Below are 21,691 nucleotides of genomic sequence, written 5' to 3'. Positions count from 1 at the left end.
GCTGCAACTTCTTTTCAAACACCTCTCAGGCGTCATTATCTCCACCCATGGCCAGCAAGGTTCTGGCCGCATCCAGGTGCAGGCGCTCAATCATGTCTCCATTGAGGGAAATCACCCCTTTTCCGGCATTCTCGGGCGCTGCGAAGGCGGCAACGACCTTCGCAGCATGCTCCAATTCTTCCGGGGACGGACCGAAATAGAGATGCGCCAGATCGACCTGGTTGGGATGGATCAGCGACTTCCCATCAAACCCCAGAACGTGACCCTGCTCGGCTTCGCTACGGAAACCCTTCGGGTCGAGGAAGTGATTGTAAACGCCGTCCAGCGAATACAGCCCGTAGGCGCGCGCTGCACAGACTATCTGCGCCAGGTGTGGCACCAGCGCCATGCGGTCCCGGTCCGGGCGGCATCGCAGATCCTTGCAAAGATCATTGGTCCCCGCGATCAGCCCCGTGAGCCCCGTACCCGTGGCGGCTGCGATGGCGGCGACGCCAAGCACGCTTTTCGGTGTCTCGATCATCGCCCATATCGGCACTGATGATCCGTGTGCATTGAGCGCCGCGCGCGCCTCGTGCAGGTCCCCGACCTGTTCGACCTTGGGCAACACAACGGCATCGGCTCGAGCTGCAGCGGCAAAATCCGCCTGCCCCCATTCCGTATCCAGTGCGTTGACGCGAATAGCGCGCACTGCACCGGCGCCACTCCAGATCTGCATCGCAGTCTGGGCCGCCTCACGCGCCTCTTCCTTTTCTCCCGGACCCACAGCGTCCTCCAGATCAAGGATCAGCATGTCAGCGCCCAGATGAGCGGCCTTCTGGATCGCGCGAGGCTTGGAAGCAGGCACAAAAAGCGCCGAACGGATTAATCGTCTCATGAAGGGCATTCCGAATAGAGAGGAAGCGATATAGCATAAATTTCATGCCGATGGCTCTTTTGCTAACCTCTCATGTTTCCGCCTCGATGGTAGGCGGCGCCAATTCCCGCTTCGTGCTCAACGCAGCGGGCATAGACAGTATGCTGGTTCCGACGGTTCTGCTTGGCCGACACCCGGGCTGGGGCGAACCAGGTGGTGGCCCGGTCGAGCAGGAGATGTTCCAGAGCGTACTCTCCGGAATAGCCGATAACGGGATGCTGGCACTCACAGATGTCGTCCTGACAGGCTATTTCGCCGATGTTGGCCAGATCTATGATAGCGGTGCCGTCATTGATGTCGTGCGCAACAGTCCCCGCCATCACAACGGACTGCACGCCTATGCCAAGAAACCGCTGGTGATCGTCGATCCGATTATGGGCGATGCGCCGGACGGCCTCTATGTCTCCAACGCCATTGCTGCCGGAATTATCGACCAGCTGGTGTCGCGTGCTGACCTGATCACCCCCAATGTCTTCGAACTCGGGCGCATTACCCGTCGCACGCTCACCGACACACATTCCATGCTTCGCGCTGCTCGATCACTGGATTGCCCGGTGCTGGTCAGTTCGGTGCCATGCGGTGGCCAGATCGGGGTCATGTATATCGACAAGGACGAGGCCTGGCTGGTTCAACATGACCGTTTTCCGGATGTGCCCAAGGGCACGGGGGATCTGCTGACGGCCGCCTTCACAGCAGCCATAATCAATGGCAAGCCTGCGCGTGAAGCGCTGGAGGAATCCGTCTCCGCAACGGCCTCGGTCATCGCCCGCGCACGCGAGTGGAAGTCGCCGGAACTGCCCATAGTTGCAGGCCAGCAGGAATTGCGCGACCCACACCTCAAGCTCAGCGCTGTTTCACTGGACTGATTGCGGCATCCGGCTTGATCGCGAAGCACGGAACAGGTTAGCCAACGGGCATGACAAACACGACGCTTCCCGATGTACACGGCCATGTCGCGCCCGGTTTTGAACATGTGCGCGATGTCTTTGCCGACAATTGGCGCCAGTATGACGAAATCGGTGCCGGTTTCGCCCTGCGCATCGATGGCGAGCGGGTCATCAACATTCATGCCGGCTTTGCCGATCGCAAGAAGACGGCACCCTGGACGGCGAGCACGCTGATACCGGTCTATTCGACCGGCAAGGCGATCGCGGCGCTTGTCATGGCCAAGCTGGTCGATCGTGGCCTGTTGGACTATGACGCACCGGTTGCAGATTACTGGCCGGAATTTGCCGCTGGCGGGAAATCACGTGTCACCGTCGCCCAGGCACTTTCGCACCAGGCAGGACTCTCGGGCATCTCCGAACCGATGGACGCGGGCGACTGGTTTGATGCCGCACTGATCGAGGACAAGTTGGCTCGCCAGATACCGCTCTGGCCGCTGGGCGAGGGCTCCGGCTATCATCCGGTCACCTATGGCTTCATCGCCGATGCGCTGGCGCGCCGGACGGACGGCCGCTCGATCGGTGCCATTCTGCGCGAGGAAATCTGTGGGCCCAAGGGCATTGATTTCCATGTCGGACTGCCCGAAAGCGAACACGCACGCACAGCTGAACACGCCATGCCACGGCAAATGCCCGATCTGGGCGAGGTCAATCCGGTGCGCGAGCTGGCCTTCCTGAAAGCCTGGTCTTCCCCGGGTCGCCGCGGCGCGAAGGAATGGCGCATGGCCGAGTTCCCGGCGGCGAATGCACACGCAACGGCCGGCGCGCTGGCACGATTGATGAGCATCTACGCGATGGGCGGCAAGCTCGACGGCAATCGTTTCCTGTCTGAAGCGACACTGGAATCTCTCGTCGAAGAACGGGTCGCAGGGCCTGACAAAGTCCTGCCATTCGATCTGTCCTGGGCGGCTGGCGTAATGCACAATTCGCGCTCACAACTCTATGGGCCGGTGGCGGAGACTGTCGGACATTCGGGATGGGGCGGATCTTGCGCCTTTGCAGACCCGGTCAATCGCCTCTCCGGCGCGTATGTGATGAACCGCCAACAGCATTTCCTGGCGGGTGACCCGCGCCCCATGCGACTGATCGAAGCCGTTTACAGCTGCCTCTAGCGACTGAGCTCAAGCTCGGGCTGATCGCGATCACAATCCAGCGGCGGCATCAGCCAGCCCAAGGCATCCTTGCGGGCATCGAACATCTTGACCTGCACGTCCACGCCGGCCTGTTGCAGCGGATCAGGACAGTGACTAGCCGCCTTGCGCGGCCCCTTGCCCGGAAATGTGTGCAGGCCTTCAGGCGACCGGCGCCCCTCCTGAAAGAACGGCCTTCTTGCGCACATCAAGCTTGCGGCTGGAGTTTATCCAGTGCATCGCGCTTTCCTTAGAGGAATGAAACGCCACATCAACCAACCAGTTGTCCCGGCGCAACGCTGCCCAGATCATGCAGGCGGCGTTGAATATCCCGACATCGGTGACGACCGCGGTCATCGGATGGGGCCCGGTTCTGAAACGCCTGTTCCACTGACGAAACATGTCGGCGTACCGGCTGATTTCACCAAAATCGATGCGCTCCAGGCTCGTTCCAGCCTGGAAGACAACAAGCAGGTCAAGATCAGCGCGCCATTCAGGCTGAAGCCGCAGCTTGTCCTGGGCCTCGTAGAGACCTGCAACCGTGACGGCGCCTTCTGCTGAAAGAATAGCCAGCCGGTCTATCTGGTTAATGGTCGTAAGATACTCTGCCGCCATGGGACGCCTGTTCGTCTAACGCCCACGATTATGGTGCACTGACAGCAGTTTCAATAATTAGTTGCGTTTACTTACTCTTTTCCACACCCAAAATGTCGACAAGTTGAGCGCGATATACAATCGCCTAGGCAGGAAAGCGCCGCTGCAGCCAGTCCAGCATGATCGCGTTCAACTGCTCGGGATGCTCCCACATCGTCCAGTGACCACACCCTTCGATGACGTTGAATTCGACGTCCTTGCAGAGCGCTGGCATCCAGCCCGCCAGTTTCGGTGGCAACATGAAATCAGCATCGGCCGAAACCATCAGGCAGGGCATGGAAAGACGGTGGTCCACCCCACCCATGCGTTCCCAGTTGGCATCGAAATTCCGGTAAAGATTGATGCCGCCATAAAACCCGGACTTGCGGTAGGCTTCCGCGTAATAGACACGGTCCGCCGGCCCAACGACAATGTCAGCCTCGTCGCGCCCGGTGAAGGTCTCGAACAGTTTCGGAATATGGGTGATGTGGGGGTAAAGCTCATCCAGCCGGTCTGCGGCGGGTGGCTTGCCCATCATGAAGGCGAAGAAATCATCCTCGCGGCCGGTGAAGATCCGCTCGGCGTAACCGGGTTCCTGGAAACGCAGGATGTAGTGATCATCGCCGCCCATTTCGCGAAAGGCATTGGTAGGCGGCTCCGAGCCACGCGGCAGATGCGGCGTGTTGACCCCGATCGCGCCGGCCACACGCACCTTGGCCAGCATGGCCGCGTGCCAGATGATGATCCCGCCCCAGTCATGGCCGACAAAGACGGCTGTCTCATGCCCCAGCGCGTCGAGCAGGCCGGTCAGGTCAGCCACCAGGGTGTCCATGGTGTAGGACGCCTTGTCGGTCGGACAGTCCGATCCACCAAAGCCGCGCAGGTCCGGCACAATCACGCGATAACCGGCATCCGCTAGCACCCCGATCTGGTTCTTCCAGGAATAGGCCAGCTCCGGCCAGCCGTGCGCCAGCAGCAGTGGCTGCCCGTCCTCGGGTCCGGCCAGGTGCACGGAAAGCTCGATACCATTGGTCTTGATGCGGGTCGGGGCAGGAAAATCAGTCATTTCGCGTCCGTGGCTGGCTCGCGGCCCTGACGCCGCAACTGGCTGTAAGTAAAGGTCGCAACGCCCGCCCAGATCAAGCCAAACGTGACCATGTGCGCAGTGGTGAAAGGTTCACCGCCCAGCATGCCGATGACAAATTGCAGGGTCGGAGCAATGAATTGCATGATCCCCATGGTCGACAGGCGCAGGCCCCGCGCCCCGATGATGTAGAACATCAGCGGCACGGCCGTGACGATACCCGCCGAGATCAGCAGGGCCGCTTCATAGGCGCCGTCAAAGAAATGCATCTCCCCCGTGGTGGCGAGCCAGTACAGCCCGGCCAGCATGAAGGGGGTCATGATCACCGCTTCCCAGAACAGGCCGACCCGACCATCCACCGCGACGGTTTTGCGCAAATAGCCATAGGCCGTGAAACTGGTAGCCAGCATCAGCGCCACCCAGGGCACTTCCCCGCCGGCGATGATCAGGTTGAGCACACCCAGCGTCGCCAGCACGATCGCAGCAATCCGCCAGGGCCCCAGCGGTTCACGCAGGACGACAACGCCGACGGCCACGCTCATCAACGGGTTGATGTAATAGCCCAGCGAGGCCTGCAGCACCTGGCCATTGGTCACCGCCCAGGTAAAGCCGAACCAGTTCACGGAGATGATCAGGGAGGTCGCGATCAGGGTCAGCAGCACGCGTGTATTGCGCAGGGCCGTGGTCGCTTCACGCAGATTGCCGGCTGCTGCCAGGATAATCCCGAGCGCAGGCACCGCCCAGATCACCCGGTGCATCACCACCTCGGCTGCCGAGGCAAAATCCAGCACCTGGAAGAAGAGCGGGATGACGCCCCAGATCAGATAGGCGGACAGGCCTGCGGCAAGCGCCGTGCGTTGATTGTGCGACTCGATGGCGGTCATGGGGTTCCTCGACTTGAGCCCCACACATAGGAAGGGCCGCACCAAAGCGCGACCCACTTCTTGTTACAAAGGCCGCATCAAGCCTTCAGCAGGCCCCGATTGAGCAGGCCTTCCGCGATCTGGACTGCGTTGAGGGCTGCGCCCTTGCGCAGATTGTCCGACACAACCCACAGGGCCAGTCCGTTCTCGACGGTCGGATCCTCGCGCACGCGAGAAACGAACGTCGCGAATTCGCCGACGCTTTCAACCGGGGTGACGTAGCCTTCGTCCTCGCGCTTGTCGACGACCATCAGGCCGGGGCTGACACGCAGCAGTTCACGCGCCTCGTCGGCCGACAGCTCTTCTTCCAGCTCCAGGTGGGCCGCGATGGAATGGCCGACAAAGACCGGAACCCGGGCACAGGTGGCGAACAGCTTGATGGACGGATCGAGAATTTTCTTGGTCTCGACCACCATTTTCCATTCTTCCTTGGTGGCACCGTCATCCATGAAAGTGTCAATATGCGGAATGACGTTGAAGGCGATCTGCTTGGTAAAGGCCTGCGGCTCGACCTGATCGTTGACATAAATGCCCTTGGTCTGCGTCCACAGCTCGTCCATGGCCGCCTGGCCACCGCCGGACACCGACTGGTAGGTCGCACAATTCACCCGCTTGATCTTGGCACGATCATGGATCGGCTTGAGCGCCACCATCAGCTGAATGGTCGAACAGTTCGGGTTGGCAATGATGCCCTTCTGGGACACACCATCGAGCGCTTCCGGGTTCACTTCCGGTACGACCAGCGGGACATCGGGGTCCATGCGCCAGGCCGAGGAATTGTCGATGACAATGGCGCCGGCAGCCGCAATTTTCGGCGACCATTCGCGCGACGGGTCGCCACCGGCTGACATCAGCACCAGATCGACTTTCGAGAAATCAAAGGTTTCCGCATTCTGGCAGACCAGCGTCTGCTCACCATAGGAGAGTTCAACGCCCATGGACTTGCGGCTGGCGAGGGCAAAAACCTCCTCGGCCGGGAAAAGACGCTCCGCGAGGATTGTGAGCATTTCCTTGCCGACAGCGCCCGTCGCACCGAATACCGCGACCTTCAAACCCATCATTCAATCCTTTCGCGCACAAATTTTCCAAACATTGGAGGCTTGCCAATAACCCCATGCTTTCAACCTGGCTAGAGCGGAAGTCATGGACGGATGCTTTTCCTGCCACTAGGGTTTCAAAATACAACCTGGGAGGACAATATGGATCCGCTAGTGCTTATCGGTATGTTCTTTGGTGGTGGCCTGATCTTTATCGCGATTTTTGTCGTGATCATGGCCAAGTTCGGGAAGGGCGGCCCCGCGAGCACACCCGACGACGAGCATGGCCGTGCCGCGGACGCCATGAACCAGGTGCGCAACAGCAATAATTTCTAAGCCTGCATCTTTTTCCAGACGCGCCAGGCAATCAGCCCAGCGAAGACCAGGGCCATCAGCTCCAGCGCATTGGCTCCAAAAACGATCGGCCGAATGAGACGCTCCATTACGCCCCAGCGACCGTCATAGATCGTCTCACCGCCCCGGTGGAAACCGACATAGACGGCCACGGCGACGACAATCGCCGCTCCAAAGCCGGCAATTCGGATCATGCCGGCAGGATTAAAACCTCCGCCTCCGAGACCGTCGCGGGTTTCACGCGCTCGCTGCGACCGTTCGAGCAAACGCCGTCGTCTCATTGATCCGCCTCGGTTTCGGTAGAGTTATCCACTGCACCCGGCGCCGCATCGTCATTGGTGTCTTCGAAATACTGCAAGGCACCCTCGACATCGATGGGCTGGAAATCGCATTGCTCAACGCTGCGTCGGAACGACTGACTAACGCGATTGTCCCAGCATTGATTGTTCAGCGAGCAATAACAGATCTCGACTTCCATGGAAGAGATCAGCTCGCGCAGATTGAGACCGATCCCTTCGGCATCAATCTGCAAAGCCACCAGTTCCTCGCCAACAGCGAGGACCGAGTCAGGCACTGTCTCAGTTGACATGGACAGATTGGCCAGCGCATAGCCCGCCGCCTCTACCAGATCCACCGCATTGACGACCTCCTCACCGGCAAGGCGCACCCGAAATTCATGGATCAGCGCGGGGCCCATACCCTTGTTTTCCAGTTGGAGGGAAAAGGTGTCAGCCTCCAGATTGAGATTCATGTCGACGTAGGGCCAGACGTTCGCCTCAAGCTGTTTGTCCGATGAGCGCAACTCGAAAAAAGCGATCACCATCGCGATGGCAGAGAACAGAAGTGCAGCCAAGGCGAGAATATATTGATTACGGTCGTGCAGGCTCATTGGTCCGCTCTGGTTAGGCAAAAGCGCCCGCCAACTAGAGGCTGCGACGCTTTGAACATAATAGTTTCATTTGCGTTCCGAACGGAAGCATGCTCATTGGTCCCCACGGGCGGCCCAAGGGCCGGACGGAATACTGAATAGCCTACCAGGTCCGATCGTTCGAGTGCGGATCTGAATGAGAATAACTCAGCCTTCCCCGACTTTTACGTCCGTATTGTGCAGCAGGACGCTGCAGCACGCACGAAAAGTACGCCCGGACGCGGCGCGTAGCATCCAGGGAAGGTTCCCACCATGGCCAACGGTACGGTCAAATTCTTCAACCAAAGCAAAGGCTTTGGCTTCATCACCCCGGACGAGGGCGGCGCTGACGTCTTCGTTCACATCACCGCTGTTCAGTCCTCCGGCCTCCCGGGCCTGGAAGACGGCCAGAAGGTCACTTTCGAAACCGAGCCCGACAAGCGTGGCAAGGGTCCGAAAGCTGTAAACCTGCAGCTGGCTGACTAATCCGACCCTTTCGGATGAAAGAAGGCGCGAACCGAAAGGTTCGCGCCTTCTTTTATTGTCCGCTCTGGACGCCCTGCTTGTCGCGGCTTTGTGAACGCACGGCCAGAATGCCAGCGACCACAGCCACCACGACCTCGTAGGCCAGCAAGGGCATAATGCTTTGCGGCGGCATGCCGGCGAAAACAATGCTCGCCGTACGACCAATTGCGTTGCCACCCATAAACAGAAGCAGAAAGATCAGCGCGTCCCGCCGCCGCTTGGCGACGAACACACCGGTTGCGAAAAGGGCTGCCAAGACAAGGTAGAGTCCGCCATAGGTCGAGCGCAGCATATTATCCATGCCCGGGCTGCCGGTCTCCAAACCGTATCGCGCGAGCAACAGGTTGGGATCATACAGATAGGCCAATGCAATCAAACCGGTCGCGATCGCATTCAGTGCCAGAAAAAGACGTGAAATCATTATATTGCCCCCGGGGAAATTGAAGCACTTGCAGGCATGGACCAATTTCCCTCCGCCAACCATCATCGGTGGCGGCACGCTCACAAGCCGTGCAAAACCGAAGTATCCGTGGCATCTGTGCGTCTGGGGGTTGGATCTGCATGCATCAACTGACAATAGCCAGGGAATATCTGACGGCGCGGGCACGCGGCACCGGGGTCTGTGTGGTCATCGCCCTGGCAGCGAGCTTTCTGGCCTCGCACTATGGCGCGCCGGTGATGTTGTTTGCGCTTCTTCTGGGCATGGCGATGCATTTCCTGTTCGAGGAAGACGCCTGCATAGGTGGAATCGAATTCTGTTCGACGACGCTCCTGCGTATCGGAGTGGCGCTCTTGGGCGCGCGCGTTAGCCTGGACCAGCTGATGTCGCTGGGCCCGCAAACTCTGGTTCTGACACCCGCCCTGGTAGCGGCAACCCTCCTGGCCGGCTGGGGGCTGGCAAAACTGCTCGACCGGTCGACACAATTCGGCCTGCTGGTCGGCGGTGCCGTGGCCATTTGCGGGGCGTCCGCTGCGCTGGCGATTGCGGCCGTTCTTCCGCGCAATGCAGAAGCCGAACGCGACACCCTGTTCACCGTGGTGGCTGTAACAGCGCTCTCAACCCTGGCAATGATCGCCTATCCCCTGCTGTTTTCCGCCCTGCACAGCAGCGACGCCCAGATCGGCTTCCTGATCGGTGTCAGCATTCATGATGTCGCCCAGGTCGTGGGTGCGGGCTATGCAACGTCCGACGCGACCGGGGACGTCGCCGTTTTCGTGAAACTCCTGCGCGTCGCCTTGTTGCCGGTTGTCGTCCTGGTGCTGGCCCTGGCCTATCGCCGCCCCTCGGACACAGATAACGGTAGCGGTGTACACATTCCGCTCTTTGTCATCGGCTTTATGCTCATCATGACCATCAATTCAGTCGGCCTTATTCCAGCTGTGGTCAGCGATGCAGCCAATACGACCTCGCGCTGGCTGCTGATCACCGCTATCGCCGCTCTGGGCGTGAAGACCTCTCTGAAATCCCTGGCGAAACTGGGCTGGCAACATATGGGTGTAGCTGTTCTGTCGACGCTCTTCCTGCTCCTCAGTGCGGTCGCCAGCGTGTGGCTTCTCGGCTCGACAGGATTGTTGCCGGGATAGGGACCGGAGACAGGGCTGATACGCCCCCTCCCAAATTCCGGGCACACACTCTAGCCTGCTCCTCCCCAACAGGAGGCCCACATGACCGAACGCAAGCGATTTGATGATCTGGCTGACGCCGCATCCCGATATGGCGAGCTGGCGCTGGACAACTACGCCCAGATCCGCTCCGTCGCCGAAAATGTCGCCATCGGTTTCTGTCGTTATCTCGGTGGGCCGGGCAAGTGCGTGTATCTGGTGCCACCGCAGGGCGCCTGGGCACCACAATCCTATCAGAGTGGGGCGTTTTCGGTATCAGGGACAGGCTTTCTGCCCCTGGGCCCGATCAGTTTTGGCCTGGCCGTGAAAGTCTCGCGCTCTGGTGACTGGCTGCGCCTTGTCCTGACCTGTTCCAAGAATGGCCCGGCCATGGATATCGGCATTGAGGGCGGTCGCCATTTCTCGCTGGCCCTGCCGATGGGCGAAGCGGATCTGACCGAACTCTTCGCTCAGCTGGAGGACCACCTGGTCGATTGGTTCAAGGAACAATCCGACCATTTCGAACATGGCGCCTACGGCAATCGCGAGATCGGCTTTGAGTTTGTGCACGCCGATCCTGATGATGAGGAATAGCTGTCAAAGCTAGCCAAGCAGCATCGCGACCTGGGACGCGGTCCCGTCAAACAGTCCGCCAAACCAGGCTCCGGTGCCGCCTACGGCCCCGAGGCCGAGCGCCATCATGAAACGGCGACGAATGGCGAACTCCGCCGCCAGCCGGGCCGCTGTCGCGACCGTTGACGTTCCCAACAGGGAAACGGATCCACCGATCAGAGTTGCGGCTAGAGCGGAAACAAGTGCAGTCTGTGCTTCATAGGGTAACTGGTCCATCTTGGCCTCCCCGATATCACGCATCGCCCCAGCGGCGGTGCTCCCATCAAAACGCGACATCAGACGAGATCACTAAAAGACATGCAGCCTGACCTCACGCTGACTATCGCGCTCATCGCCGGTTCAGGAATTGTCGCCCAGTGGCTGGCCTGGCGACTGCGCTGGCCGTCCATCGTGCTGATGATGGGCGCCGGCCTGTTGCTGGGGCCTATCGCCGGCCTGGTGTTTGGGGAACCGATCCTCAATCCACAGGCCAGTTTCCAGGAATATCTCCGCCCCATGATCGCCCTGGCAGTGGCGGTGATCCTGTTCGAGGGTGGTATCACCCTGAATTTCCGCGAGCTGCGCGATGCATCCGCGCCGGTGCGGCGCATGGTATTTCTCGGCTTCCCGCTGGGCTGGGGGCTGACGGCCATTGCCCTGCATTTTGTCGCCGGGCTGGCCTGGGACATTTCCTTCATGATCGGCGCGCTGTTGACCACAACCGGTCCAACCGTCGTCCTGCCCTTGCTGCGCCAGGCCAAGCTGCCACCGCGCATCGCCTCAGTGCTGAAATGGGAAGGCATCGTCAATGACCCGATTGGCGCCCTGGGCGCGGTTTTCATGTTCGAGGCCATCCGCCAGAACGCGCTGGGTCATGACTGGGTCGCCGCAGCCGGCTTCCTGACCATGGGCGCGTTGATCGGTGGATTGATGGGCTTCGCCTTCGGTCTTGGCCTGTCGCAATCCTTCCGCCGCGGTCTCGTACCCGAGCCAATGAAAGCACCGCTGGTTCTGGCCGCCGTGCTGGTCTGTTTCGCTGCCGCTGAACAACTCGCCTCCGAGACAGGCCTGGTTGCAGTTGCCATCTTCGGCCTCGTCGTCGCCAATTCGCGGCTCGCCTCGATCGAGGAAATGCGCCGCTTCAAGGAAGGCATCGCTGCCATCCTGGTTGCCAGCGTGTTCGTGGTGCTCGCCGCAGACCTCAGCCCGGAAGACCTCTCCGCGCTCGGTCCGCAGCATTTTGCCTTCATCGCCGTCTTCATGCTCATCGTTCGCCCGCTCTCGGTTGCGCTGGCCACGTTCAAGTCCGGACTGGATCTCAAGGAAACCACCTTCATCGGTGTTGTTGGACCGCGCGGCGTTGTGGCAGCCGCCGCGGCCGGCCACCTCGCGGCCTCGCTGGCTGCAGTGGGACGTGAAGACGCCGCTATCCTGGCGCCACTTGTGTTCATGACCATCTTCATCAGCGTGTTCGGCTGCGGGTTTGCCGTAGCCCCGCTGGCGAAACTGCTCGGCCTGTCCCAGGACGGACCGGAACGGCTTCTGATCGTCGGTGCCAATCCGTGGAGTCTCGGCCTTGCCGACGCGCTGAAGGCCCAGGATATCCCCGTCACCGTTGCCGATATCGGCTGGCGGCGCCTGCGCCAGGCCCGGCTCAACGGGCATGACATCTATTACGGTGAAGTCCTGTCAGAAACCGCGGACTGGCGACTGGAACCCGCGCGTTTCGCAGCCCTTTTGTCAGCCACCCACAATGATGCCTACAACGCCCTGGTCTGTGTGGAATATGCGCCGGAACTGGGTCGCAGCCGGGTGTTCCAGCTGTCTGGCTTTGACGGCAAAGCCAGCGACAAGGCTCCGGACGAGGACCCCCGCGCCATCGTATATACCGCGCGGGGCCGCACGCTCATCCGCAAGGGTCGAGGATATGAAGGACTGGCCCGAGACTGGTGGCAGGGCTGGACATTCAGGGCCACGCGCCTATCGGAAAGCTATACGCTGGAAGATTGTCTGGCAGAGCCCGCAAGTGCAGGCGACATCGTTCTGGCACAACTGCCAAATGGTAAACTTCACCTGCTCGGAAGCGGCAAACCGCTCCCGGATACGCCGGGAACCCTGTTGATCAGATTTGCTCCGCCGCAGGACGAGGATCAGTAACGCGGGCCGTCATCATTAGGCAGACCACCCGGCTCGGCCGGACCACAATAGGGCCAGCTCGCTTCATTGGGGTCACCATGCGGGCAAACTGCGTCCTCGCCCTCGTAAATTGCAATACAGCCCGACAGGCTGGCCGCAGCAAAAGCTGCGGCAAGAACCAGAAAAGAACGCTTGATGGTCATCTTGATGCCCCTGTTTGTCAGCATCGTGACCGGGCTTGTCTTCGAGCGCAAGCGCTAAGGGTCCGATTCATCCCGAATTAACCCTGTTGGATGCATGTAAACACAGGTCTCAAGCGGGAATTCCCATGGCACGCAAGCCGGTCCAGAACCGACGCCCCAGCAGCGAGCGACGCCGCACGCCTGCCCAGCGCCGAGCCACTGCCCGCCGCCGCAAGTCCCGCAGCCAGCCCAGCCTCATCGGTCGCCTGTTCAAACTGGGCGCGGTAGCCGCACTGATTGTCTCGGTTGCGCTGGGCGTCTGGCTCGTTTCGATTGCCCGCGATCTGCCGGACACCTCGGGGCTCACTGAAGTCGAGCGTACGCCGTCCATTGCCTTTTACGACCAGAATGGCCGACTGATCGCGCGCCGGGGTTCGGCTCATGGGCGCGTCGCTGAAGTCGATGACCTGCCGCCCTATCTGGTCGATGCTGTCCTCGCAGTCGAGGATCGTCGTTTCTATGATCATTTCGGCGTTGATGTCCGCGGCACAGCCCGCGCGCTGTGGGCCAATCTGCGCGCGGGCCGGGTCGTCCAGGGTGGCTCCACCCTGACCCAGCAGCTGGCCAAGAACCTGTTCCTGACGCCGGAGCGCACGATGCGCCGAAAGGTGCAGGAGATGATGCTGGCCTTCTGGCTGGAGAACCGCTTTTCCAAGGACGAGATCCTCGAGCTTTATCTCAACCGCGTCTATTTCGGAGGCGGCGCCTGGGGCGTGGAAGCTGCCTCGATGCGCTATTTCGGCAAATCCATCAGCGAGCTCAACCTGGGCGAATCTGCCCTGCTGGCAGGCTTGCTCAAGGCCCCGTCGCGCTACAGCCCCGTCAGCGATGCCGAACGTGCGGCGGCTCGCGCGACCGTGGTGCTGGACCTGATGGAACAGACCGGGCGCATTTCGGCCAACGAGCGTTATGACGCTGCAGCGACCCCGATCCGTGTTTCCCGTGGCGCCTCCAGCCCGGGTGCCCAATATTTCGTCGACTGGCTGGCACCGCGTGTGCGCGAGATTGTAGGTCCGGACTTCGAACTCGACCTGCGCATCACGACCACGCTGGATGTCGACGCCCAGCGTGCCGCCGAAAACGCCGTTGCCAGCACGCTGGAAGACAGCGAAGCGGCCCGGGGCGCCGGCGAGGCTGCTCTGATCTCGCTCGCCCATGATGGTGCCGTGCGCGCCATGGTCGGCGGTCGCAGCTATACACATTCCCAATACAATCGCGTCCTGCTGGCCCAGCGCCAGCCGGGTTCCGCCTTCAAGGCCTTTGTCTATGCCAGCGCCTTTGAAGCCGGGCTGCGCCCGGACGATCTGCGTGATGACGCACCGGTCGCGGTCGGCGACTGGCAGCCTGCCAACTACAATGGCGAATATCGCGGCGAGATGACCCTGCGCGAGGCCTTTGCCCGCTCCTCCAACTCCATCGCCGTCCAGATCGCCGAAGAAACCGGGCGTGGCCATATCGCCCGCCTGGCCGAGCGCATGGGGATCGAGACCAATCTGCGCATCGACCGCTCGCTGGCGCTGGGCGCCTATGAGGTCAATCCGATGGAAATGGCTGTAGCCTATGCGCCCTTTGCCAATGGTGGCCGCCGTGCCGAGGCGCATGGCATTTTGATGATCGAGACCTCAGACGGCGAAATCATCTATGAAGCTCCGCCTGTGGCCGGTGAGCGCGTCCTGGACCAGCGCACCTTTTCCAACATGCGTGATCTGTTCGCCGCCGTGACCAGTTGGGGAACCGGCCGACGCGCCGCGGTTCCGGGCCTGGAAATCGGTGGCAAGACCGGGACGACCAACGAGTTCCGCGACGCCTGGTTCGCCGGTTTCAGCGCAGACCTGGTCACCGTCGTCTGGACCGGTAATGACGATAACGCCCCGACCGAACGGGCAACCGGCGGAAGTACTCCGGCCACGATCTTCAACCGCTATATGATCGACACGCCCCGCACTGGGCTCGCTTCCGACCCAACCAGCACCGCGCTCGATGCTCTGTCCGCAACGCTGATGCAGGCTGAGGCCGCGGTTGATGCGAGCCAACCGGCCGATGAGCCCGAGGAAGAGGAACGGGATCTGATCGGAGCCTTCCTTTCTGGATTGGGCGGGAATAACTGAGAGACGTTCCCCCGCCCGCTTCTCTCTACGTCACGTAGTATGCCCCTACTGAATTCGTGACTTCGAGGGAGAGAACAGTGCGAACCCTTTTTGCTTCCAGCGTTTCGGCCATGGTTCTGGCCGTGTCTTTTTCCGCCGTATCAGAGGCGCAGACACGCGTGAGTCGTTCCGATGCCCAGGCAGCCATTGCCGCAATGGGTCTGGACACATCTGACGTCAATGAAATTTCATTCGATCGCGGCCGCTTTTCCGGCGGCGATTACATCTTCACCAACGTCGTCTTCCACATGGATGACGATGATAACGGCGAAGCCGCCAAGGACGGGGAAGATGATTTCAACGTCAATTTCGATGGCGAAGAACTGCATGTCGACGAGATGCGCTTCTCCGCTCCCCGCCTCGCGTCGGACGGTCGGGTCATGTTCGACGCGTTCTCGATGTCCGGGATGAGCGCGTCGGGTGATGACGGTGAGGGTGTGTCCATTGATCTGATCGAGATTGTTGGTCCGAATGCAGAATTCGCAGCCATGATCGCGGAGGGATTTGCCAATCTCGGCGAAGGTGACGACGAAGATATCGAGCTGGGTGAGAATCCGTTCGATCGCGTCGCCCTGCGCGGGCTGCGCGTCGTCGATGAGAGCGATGAGATGACCACGGTGAGCCTCGGGTCCATGGTGCTTGAAGCCGACGACCGCTCGAATACCGCCCGTTTCGAGATGAACGACCTCCTGGTCGACACACAGGATGGCGATGAGCCGGTCCATGTCTCGCTGGGCGAAATTCGCGTGGAAGGCATCAGCACAGACACCACGGATGAGTGGTTCACGGCGATTGAAAACGACAATATGCCGGCTTTCATGAATTCCTACATGAATGCAGCCACCGTGAACCCGGCGGCCATTTTCTCGGAATTCGTACTGAGTGATTTCGCGCTCAATGCCGGCGGTATTGAGCTGTCGCTGGCGTCAATGACGGCTGAAAATGTGGAACGTCGTGGTGATGTTCACTCCAGCGCCACAGTAGAGCGTCTGCATTTCAGCGCTGATGCCGAACATAAAAATGGCGCCCAGATCGCCGCTGGCCTGATGATGCTTGGCTATAGCGAGCTGAACATGCACGCGGTCACCAACACGGTCTACCAGCCCGAGCGCGGCCGCGCCTACACCGATGGCGACAATTACTATGTGGTCGAGGACGCTTTCCGCATCGACTTCAGCCAGGACGTCGAGGGTTATAACGAGTACACCGCCCTCATGGCAGAGATGGTCGCCGAGGCAGCTGAACATGGCGAGGATGCAGCCGAGGACGCAGCCATGGCCGCCATGTCGGCCCTGCAAGTGAATGAGTTCTCCCTTTCCATCACCGACCAGTCGATCCTGGATCGTGCTTTCGGTGCCATGGCGAGCCAGCAGGGTATCGCTCCGGAACAGGCGCGCGCCCAGGCGTCCGCTCTCGTCCTGCTGGGCGCAGCCAGCGCTGGCCCGCTTGTCCCGGCGCCCCTGATGACGGAGCTGACGACGGCCGTTTCCGGTTTCCTCAACAATGGGGGATCTGTCACCGTGGGCATGCGTCCGACCAGCCCGACGACGGTTGGTGACATGATGATGATTGTCGAACAGGACGAGCCGAATATTGATCGCCTCGGCATCAGCGTCTCGGCCGACCCGGCGGACTGATACCGCACCCAAACAGAAAGGCCCGCCGATTGGCGGGCCTTTTTTGTTGCTTAGGACGTGGTCTCAGCGGCGCTTGAGAGCTGCGCCACCCTTCTCGTCCCAGAAATCGCGCATGCGGGGCGCAATCTGCTCGCGGAAGCGGCGACCATTGAAGACACCGTAATGGCCGACTTCCGGCTGCACCCAGTCCAGCTGGAGCTCTTCAGGCAGGTTGGTACACAGATCATGCGCCGCCTGGGTCTGGCCGATACCGGAGATATCATCGCGCTCGCCTTCCACGGTGAGCAGGGCAATGTCCTCGATGGCGCTGACATCAACGCGGCGACCGTGATGCTCCTGGATCCCGCGCGCCAGCTTGTGTTCCTGGAACACGTCGCTGATCGTCTGAAGGTAGAACTCCTCGGACAGGTCCATAACCGCCAGGTATTCATCGTAGAAGACACGATGTTTTTCAGCGCTGTCGCCATCACCCTCAACAAGGTGATTGTAGAAATTCCAATGGGCGTCGACATGCCGGTCGAGATTCATGTTCATGAAGCCCGCCAGCTGCAGAAAGCCCGGATAGACCCGGCGCAGCGCACCCGGATTGGGCGCGGGCACGGTGTGGATCAGATTCTGGGCGAACCAGTCGAACGGCTTTTCCTCCGCCAGGATATTCGGAGCTGTCGGAGATTTGCGTGTATCAATCGGCGAGCCCATGAAGGTCATCGACGCCGGACGCGCTGGATCCTTGTCCTCGGCCATCAGCGCAATCGCAGACAGGGTCGGCGGGCCCGGCTGACAGACAGCAACCACGTGCACGTCTGGTCCGACAAAGGCAATCATCCTGCGGATATAGGCGACAAAATCATCGAGATCGAAACGACCTTCACTGACTGGCACCATGCGCGCATCCTGCCAGTCCGTGATGTAGACCTCGCAATCCGGCAGGAAGGTCTCGACCGTACCCCGCAACAGGGTGGCGTAGTGTCCGGACATCGGCGCCACGAACAGGACCTTGCGATCCTCACGCTTGCCGCGCGCTTCGACCAGGGCCTGGGGATCACGGCGGAAATGCAGGAGGTCACACCAGGAATCCGACCAGACGACCTCTTCCTCGACGGCAACGGTGTGACCATGGATCAGCGTGTTGTCGATCATCCATTCAGGCTTGCCGTAACGCCGGGTTACAGACTCGAACAGCTCGGCTGCAGCCGCCATGGTGCGTCCGGCAACCGTTTCACCCATCGGGTTCCACGGCGCGCGCATCATGCGGCGTGTCGCATTGGCGGCGGCACGCCATGGCGTCATCGCCAGGCGGTTCATTTCGTACACACTGTAAAGCATCAAGCCTCCCGCAGCGCAGTCCGCATCTTGTGTGCGTGATTATGCGCCTTCTTCCTCAAGGAAGTCTTGCAGACGCTGGGCCGCCATCGCCGGGTCAAACCCGTCGGTGAAAATGTCTACAAAACGCCCTTCCGAATTCATCAGATAGACGATGGACGAGTGATCCATCAGATAATCATCTCCCTCACCCGCACGGCGATAGGCCACACGATAGGCCTGGGCCGCCGCAGCAACCTGCTCCTGGGTTCCGGTCAGGCCGATCAGGCCGTCGGGAAAGGCGTTGGAGGTGACGTATTGCGCCATCGCTTCCACCGTGTCCCGCTCGGGATCAACAGTGATCAGAATAGGCTGGAACTGTGCCCACTCCTCTTCAGGCATCTGATCCAGCGCAATGGCCAGCAATTGCAGCGAATAGGGGCAGATATCAGGGCAATAGGTATAGCCGAAATAGATCAGCATCGGACGACCGCGATAGGTCTGCTCCGTAACCGTTGCACCGGTGTGATCAACAAGGGTGAACGGACCGCCGATATCGGCCTCGCCACTCACACGAACCGCGGCTGGGCGCACCACAGTGTCACCCTGCCCCTGGTCTCGCGCGGCCAGCATCAGGAAGGTCAGCATCATCACCATCGGGGCGGCCAGGAGAAACCAGACCCAGGCGCGGTTGCCGGCGAGTGCACCGGCCAGACGGCCGAGGCCGTTACGCATTGCTTCCAACAGAGACTGCATTGATCGTCCTTGAGCTGTTCGAGTTTCGGCAAAGCATGTTATGCCGAAACATAGCCGAGATTGCTGCAAGTGCGAAAGTAGGCGCGGCGACCTGATATGTCCATCAAGCATGACGGAAATGTACAGGATCGAATATGAGTGATGCAGATTGGGATCCCTATGGCGGTGACGCCCACCTGACACCGGTGTTCGGCCGCTTGCGCCTGCGTACACTGGTCATGTTGCGCTGGCTGGCGGTCGTGGGGCAGACGTTGACCGTACTGCTTGTGCACTTTGGGCTCGGTTTCGAATTACCGCTTGGATTCTGTCTGGGTGTCATCCTGACCAGCGCGTGGATCAACACCTGGCTGACCCTCGCCGTGCAGCCGCAGCAATTCGCGCAGGACTGGCAGGCTTTCGCGCAGCTGGCCTATGACGTGCTGCAGCTTTGCGTCCTGTTGATGCTGACCGGTGGTTTGCAGAACCCATTCGTCGTCATGCTGGCAGCGCCTGTGACCATTGCCGTCGCCGCCCTGCCGCCGCGCTGGTCGCTGCCCGTCGCCGGCACCGCCATGACCGGCACCGGCGCGATGTGGCTGTGGAGCCTGCCGCTGCCGTGGTTGGGCGGCGAAGAGCTGACCCTTCCGGGCATGTATATCACCGGCCTGTGGGCAGCCATCTTTGTCGCGGTCGCGTTCACGGCTGTCTATTCCTGGCGGGTCAGCCAGGAGGGACGTTCCATGGCCACCGCTCTGGCGGCCACCCAGAGCGTCCTGTCGCGCGAACAGCGCCTTTCAGCTCTGGGCGCACTGGCCGCCGCTGCGGCTCACGAGCTGGGCACACCGCTGGCGACCATTCAGCTCACCGCGAAGGAAATGATGCGCGAGCTGAAGGACGATGAAATCCTACGCGAGGATGCAGAGCTCCTGGTGACCCAGGCGCGGCGGTGTCGCGACATTTTGAAGCGTCTGACGGCCGAGAAAACAGCCTCTGACGAGCGCCATGACCGGGTCGAATTCCTGGCTGCTCTGGAAGAGGCGGCCGCACCTCTGCGCGGCATGGGTCCGATGGTGGATGTCCATCTCGAGGGCCTCGAAAACGCCACGGAACCGGTCCTGCGTCGCATCCCGGAATTGCTATATGGTATTGGTAATTTCATCGAGAATGCGGTGGATTTCGCGGCCACGCGTGTGACCGTCGAAGGGCAGTGGAGCGATACGGACCTGACCGTGACCATTCTCGATGACGGCCCGGGCTTCACCTTGGAGATCTTGTCGAAGATCGGAGAGCCTTATGTCACGACTCGGTCGGGAACACCGGGCCAGGGTGGACTGGGATTGGGTGTTTTCATCGCCAAGACGATGATCGAAAAGACCGGCGGCATCGTCCGCTTCGAAAATTCCAGCGCGGCTGGCGGGGCTTTGGTCACGATTGTCTGGCCGCGCGAGAAGGTGGAGGCGGGACCAATCCTCCGCTAGTAAGAGACCGAACAAACTCAAAGAGGTTTGACTGTGAGCGACATCGAATACGAATTGCCCGAGGACAAGAGCCTTCTGATCCTGGACGATGATGCCCCTTTCCGCACACGTCTGGGACGGGCGATGACGGGCCGCGGTTTCATCGTTTCTGCTGTCGGGACAGTGGATGAGGCCAAGGAAGTCGCACGCGCCAACCCACCGGCTTTCGCCGTTTGTGACCTGCGCCTGCAGGATGGCGACGGTCTGGAAGTGGTCAAAAGCCTGCACGCCTCACGCCCAGACTGTCGCGTCGTCATGCTGACCGGTTACGGCAATATCGCTACGGCGGTTGCTGCTGTGAAAGCCGGTGCGGTCGACTATCTCTCCAAGCCTGCCGACGCAGATGACATTATCAAGGCGCTGCTCGCCCACCCTGACGACAAGCCGGAACCGCCGGAAAACCCGATGTCTGCAGACCGCGTGCGCTGGGAACACATCCAGCGTGTGTTCGAGCTGTGTGACCATAATGTCTCGGAAACCGCTCGCCGGCTGAACATGCACCGTCGCACGCTGCAGCGCATCCTCGCCAAGCGCGCGCCGCGGTAATTCGCTGCCAGATCAGTAAGTCCGGCCGCCTTCGCTGGCGGACATGCCGGCGTGGGCATAGGCGTAGATCGGGCCGCCATTGGCGCCCTGCACGATGGCCACCGTGCCATAGTGGCGGAAGCTCTCGCCTACGAGCTCGGCTTCGCCGCCGCTCCAGCTGCCCAGATAACTGATGGACTTCACCATGTTATAGTGGAGCATTTCCGTGCCGGCATTCTCGCCGCCACCGATCTCGACCGTGGCCCAGCCCGGCTTGTAGGCGACCAGCCAGACATCCAGCGCCTCTTCAGGCGCCCCTCCGTCCAGGTGCACGATATAGGAGCCGAACGGTCCGTCCTCGATCGAGAGATCCGGGCTTTCCGGCATGGCGTTGAGACGATCCGTGACGGCATCGGATACCTGGTCACGATCCCAGCCCGGCGCATCCATCACGCCATCCACGACGAAGTGCGGCGTGTAAAGCCGCGGAACATCCAGTCGCGGCAGATAGGCACGCTGACGGTGCACATATTCCGGACGGGCAAAGGTGTCAGTCCAGCCATACATGTCCCAGTAGGACACCGCATAGGCGAGAACAAAGACATTATGGCGCTGGTCCAGCTCACCGAGATAACGGTTGGCTTCCGGGCACAGGCCACAGCCCTGGCTGGTGAAAAGCTCAACCAGGACAGGGCGGTTGTCACAATCATCCCCGGCTTTCGCAGGCGCTGAAATGGCTGCGAAAACGAAGGTGGCAAGTATGAGCGATAACAAACGCATGCGACT

Annotated in this window: 24 protein-coding genes; 11 read left to right on the top strand and 13 right to left on the bottom strand. The window is 60.8% G+C overall.

Annotated features, from left to right (window positions below):
• Nucleotides 1–25: 25 nt before the first annotated feature.
• Nucleotides 26–874, bottom strand: coding sequence for an HpcH/HpaI aldolase/citrate lyase family protein (locus tag SIC17_RS08650; RefSeq protein WP_291891030.1), 849 nt, complete (start codon nt 872–874; stop codon nt 26–28).
• A gap of 50 nt (nt 875–924) precedes the next feature.
• Here SIC17_RS08650 and SIC17_RS08645 point away from each other — a divergent pair, with 50 nt between their 5' ends.
• Nucleotides 925–1,779 carry a PfkB family carbohydrate kinase gene (locus tag SIC17_RS08645; protein WP_412545104.1) on the top strand — a complete coding sequence of 285 codons (855 nt, stop codon included), beginning with the start codon at nt 925–927 and terminating at the stop codon, nt 1,777–1,779.
• A gap of 50 nt (nt 1,780–1,829) precedes the next feature.
• Nucleotides 1,830–2,969: a serine hydrolase domain-containing protein gene (locus tag SIC17_RS08640; protein ID WP_291891028.1), complete on the top strand. Its 1,140-nt coding sequence runs from the start codon at nt 1,830–1,832 to the stop codon at nt 2,967–2,969.
• 180 nt (nt 2,970–3,149) lie between these two features.
• Here the strand turns inward: SIC17_RS08640 and SIC17_RS08635 are convergent, their stop codons facing one another.
• The 4 genes from SIC17_RS08635 to SIC17_RS08620 all read right to left on the bottom strand — a co-directional run bounded on the left by SIC17_RS08635 (nt 3,150) and on the right by SIC17_RS08620 (nt 6,685).
• Nucleotides 3,150–3,602 carry a hypothetical protein gene (locus SIC17_RS08635; protein WP_412545103.1) on the bottom strand — a complete coding sequence of 151 codons (453 nt, stop codon included), beginning with the start codon at nt 3,600–3,602 and terminating at the stop codon, nt 3,150–3,152.
• A 124-nt stretch (nt 3,603–3,726) separates the two neighbouring features.
• Nucleotides 3,727–4,686 carry an alpha/beta fold hydrolase gene (locus SIC17_RS08630; RefSeq protein ID WP_291891026.1) on the bottom strand — a complete coding sequence of 320 codons (960 nt, stop codon included), beginning with the start codon at nt 4,684–4,686 and terminating at the stop codon, nt 3,727–3,729.
• Nucleotides 4,683–5,588, bottom strand: a complete 906-nt coding sequence (gene rarD, locus SIC17_RS08625; protein ID WP_412545102.1) for an EamA family transporter RarD — start codon at nt 5,586–5,588, stop codon at nt 4,683–4,685. The genes SIC17_RS08630 and rarD overlap by 4 nt, the downstream gene beginning before the upstream one ends.
• Before the next feature lie 77 nt (nt 5,589–5,665).
• Complete coding sequence (locus tag SIC17_RS08620; RefSeq protein ID WP_412545101.1) at nt 5,666–6,685, bottom strand: aspartate-semialdehyde dehydrogenase; 1,020 nt, start codon at nt 6,683–6,685, stop codon at nt 5,666–5,668.
• A 141-nt stretch (nt 6,686–6,826) separates the two neighbouring features.
• Between SIC17_RS08620 and SIC17_RS08615 the strand changes: the two genes are divergently transcribed.
• On the top strand, nt 6,827–7,000 hold the full coding sequence (locus SIC17_RS08615) for a hypothetical protein (protein ID WP_412545100.1): 174 nt from the start codon (nt 6,827–6,829) through the stop codon (nt 6,998–7,000).
• On the opposite strand, the gene SIC17_RS08610 is transcribed toward SIC17_RS08615, so the two are convergent.
• Entirely contained in the window at nt 6,997–7,212 is a 216-nt protein-coding gene (locus SIC17_RS08610; protein ID WP_412545099.1) for a hypothetical protein, read from the bottom strand. The two genes, SIC17_RS08615 and SIC17_RS08610, sit on opposite strands and share 4 nt — an antisense overlap.
• An 83-nt stretch (nt 7,213–7,295) precedes the next feature.
• On the bottom strand, nt 7,296–7,907 hold the full coding sequence (locus SIC17_RS08605) for a hypothetical protein (RefSeq protein ID WP_412545098.1): 612 nt from the start codon (nt 7,905–7,907) through the stop codon (nt 7,296–7,298).
• Between the two features lie 291 nt (nt 7,908–8,198).
• Between SIC17_RS08605 and SIC17_RS08600 the strand changes: the two genes are divergently transcribed.
• Entirely contained in the window at nt 8,199–8,411 is a 213-nt protein-coding gene (locus SIC17_RS08600) for a cold-shock protein (RefSeq protein WP_291891022.1), read from the top strand.
• A 52-nt stretch (nt 8,412–8,463) separates the two neighbouring features.
• Here SIC17_RS08600 and SIC17_RS08595 read toward each other — a convergent pair whose 3' ends face one another.
• A complete protein-coding gene (locus tag SIC17_RS08595) occupies nt 8,464–8,871 on the bottom strand; it encodes a DUF4345 domain-containing protein (RefSeq protein WP_412545097.1) in 408 nt (135 codons plus the stop codon).
• Nucleotides 8,872–9,011: 140 nt separating this feature from the next.
• Between SIC17_RS08595 and SIC17_RS08590 the strand changes: the two genes are divergently transcribed.
• Both SIC17_RS08590 and SIC17_RS08585 read left to right on the top strand, forming a co-directional pair.
• Nucleotides 9,012–10,034, top strand: a complete 1,023-nt coding sequence (locus tag SIC17_RS08590) for a YeiH family protein (protein ID WP_412545096.1) — start codon at nt 9,012–9,014, stop codon at nt 10,032–10,034.
• A gap of 81 nt (nt 10,035–10,115) precedes the next feature.
• Nucleotides 10,116–10,646, top strand: coding sequence for a hypothetical protein (locus tag SIC17_RS08585; protein WP_412545095.1), 531 nt, complete (start codon nt 10,116–10,118; stop codon nt 10,644–10,646).
• A gap of 9 nt (nt 10,647–10,655) precedes the next feature.
• Here SIC17_RS08585 and SIC17_RS08580 read toward each other — a convergent pair whose 3' ends face one another.
• Nucleotides 10,656–10,901: a hypothetical protein gene (locus SIC17_RS08580; RefSeq protein WP_412545094.1), complete on the bottom strand. Its 246-nt coding sequence runs from the start codon at nt 10,899–10,901 to the stop codon at nt 10,656–10,658.
• Between the two features lie 81 nt (nt 10,902–10,982).
• On the opposite strand from SIC17_RS08580, the gene SIC17_RS08575 reads away from it, so the two are divergent.
• Nucleotides 10,983–12,821 carry a cation:proton antiporter gene (locus SIC17_RS08575; protein WP_412545093.1) on the top strand — a complete coding sequence of 613 codons (1,839 nt, stop codon included), beginning with the start codon at nt 10,983–10,985 and terminating at the stop codon, nt 12,819–12,821.
• Here SIC17_RS08575 and SIC17_RS08570 read toward each other — a convergent pair.
• Entirely contained in the window at nt 12,815–13,003 is a 189-nt protein-coding gene (locus tag SIC17_RS08570) for a hypothetical protein (RefSeq protein WP_291891016.1), read from the bottom strand. The genes SIC17_RS08575 and SIC17_RS08570 overlap by 7 nt on opposite strands.
• Nucleotides 13,004–13,128: 125 nt before the next feature.
• On the opposite strand from SIC17_RS08570, the gene SIC17_RS08565 reads away from it, so the two are divergent.
• On the top strand, nt 13,129–15,150 hold the full coding sequence (locus tag SIC17_RS08565; protein WP_412545092.1) for a transglycosylase domain-containing protein: 2,022 nt from the start codon (nt 13,129–13,131) through the stop codon (nt 15,148–15,150).
• 77 nt (nt 15,151–15,227) lie between these two features.
• Entirely contained in the window at nt 15,228–16,826 is a 1,599-nt protein-coding gene (locus SIC17_RS08560; RefSeq protein WP_412545091.1) for a hypothetical protein, read from the top strand.
• Between the two features lie 63 nt (nt 16,827–16,889).
• On the opposite strand, the gene SIC17_RS08555 is transcribed toward SIC17_RS08560, so the two are convergent.
• Both SIC17_RS08555 and SIC17_RS08550 read right to left on the bottom strand, forming a co-directional pair.
• Nucleotides 16,890–18,152 carry a polyhydroxyalkanoate depolymerase gene (locus SIC17_RS08555; protein ID WP_412545090.1) on the bottom strand — a complete coding sequence of 421 codons (1,263 nt, stop codon included), beginning with the start codon at nt 18,150–18,152 and terminating at the stop codon, nt 16,890–16,892.
• Between the two features lie 39 nt (nt 18,153–18,191).
• Nucleotides 18,192–18,884, bottom strand: a complete 693-nt coding sequence (locus SIC17_RS08550; RefSeq protein WP_412545089.1) for an SCO family protein — start codon at nt 18,882–18,884, stop codon at nt 18,192–18,194.
• A 134-nt stretch (nt 18,885–19,018) separates the two neighbouring features.
• Here SIC17_RS08550 and SIC17_RS08545 point away from each other — a divergent pair, with 134 nt between their 5' ends.
• Both SIC17_RS08545 and SIC17_RS08540 read left to right on the top strand, forming a co-directional pair.
• Nucleotides 19,019–20,341, top strand: coding sequence for an ActS/PrrB/RegB family redox-sensitive histidine kinase (locus SIC17_RS08545; protein WP_291891011.1), 1,323 nt, complete (start codon nt 19,019–19,021; stop codon nt 20,339–20,341).
• 33 nt (nt 20,342–20,374) lie between these two features.
• On the top strand, nt 20,375–20,926 hold the full coding sequence (locus SIC17_RS08540) for an ActR/PrrA/RegA family redox response regulator transcription factor (protein ID WP_291891010.1): 552 nt from the start codon (nt 20,375–20,377) through the stop codon (nt 20,924–20,926).
• Nucleotides 20,927–20,938: 12 nt separating this feature from the next.
• Here the strand turns inward: SIC17_RS08540 and SIC17_RS08535 are convergent, their stop codons facing one another.
• Nucleotides 20,939–21,685 carry a DUF1223 domain-containing protein gene (locus tag SIC17_RS08535; RefSeq protein ID WP_291891009.1) on the bottom strand — a complete coding sequence of 249 codons (747 nt, stop codon included), beginning with the start codon at nt 21,683–21,685 and terminating at the stop codon, nt 20,939–20,941.
• Nucleotides 21,686–21,691: the final 6 nt, after the last annotated feature.

The sequence above is a fragment of the Maricaulis sp. MIT060901 genome (assembly GCF_047123815.1).
In the GTDB taxonomy this organism is placed as follows: domain Bacteria; phylum Pseudomonadota; class Alphaproteobacteria; order Caulobacterales; family Maricaulaceae; genus Maricaulis.
The sequence above is the reverse complement of the archived record's forward strand: the minus strand, read 5'-3'. Positions and strand labels throughout refer to the sequence as shown.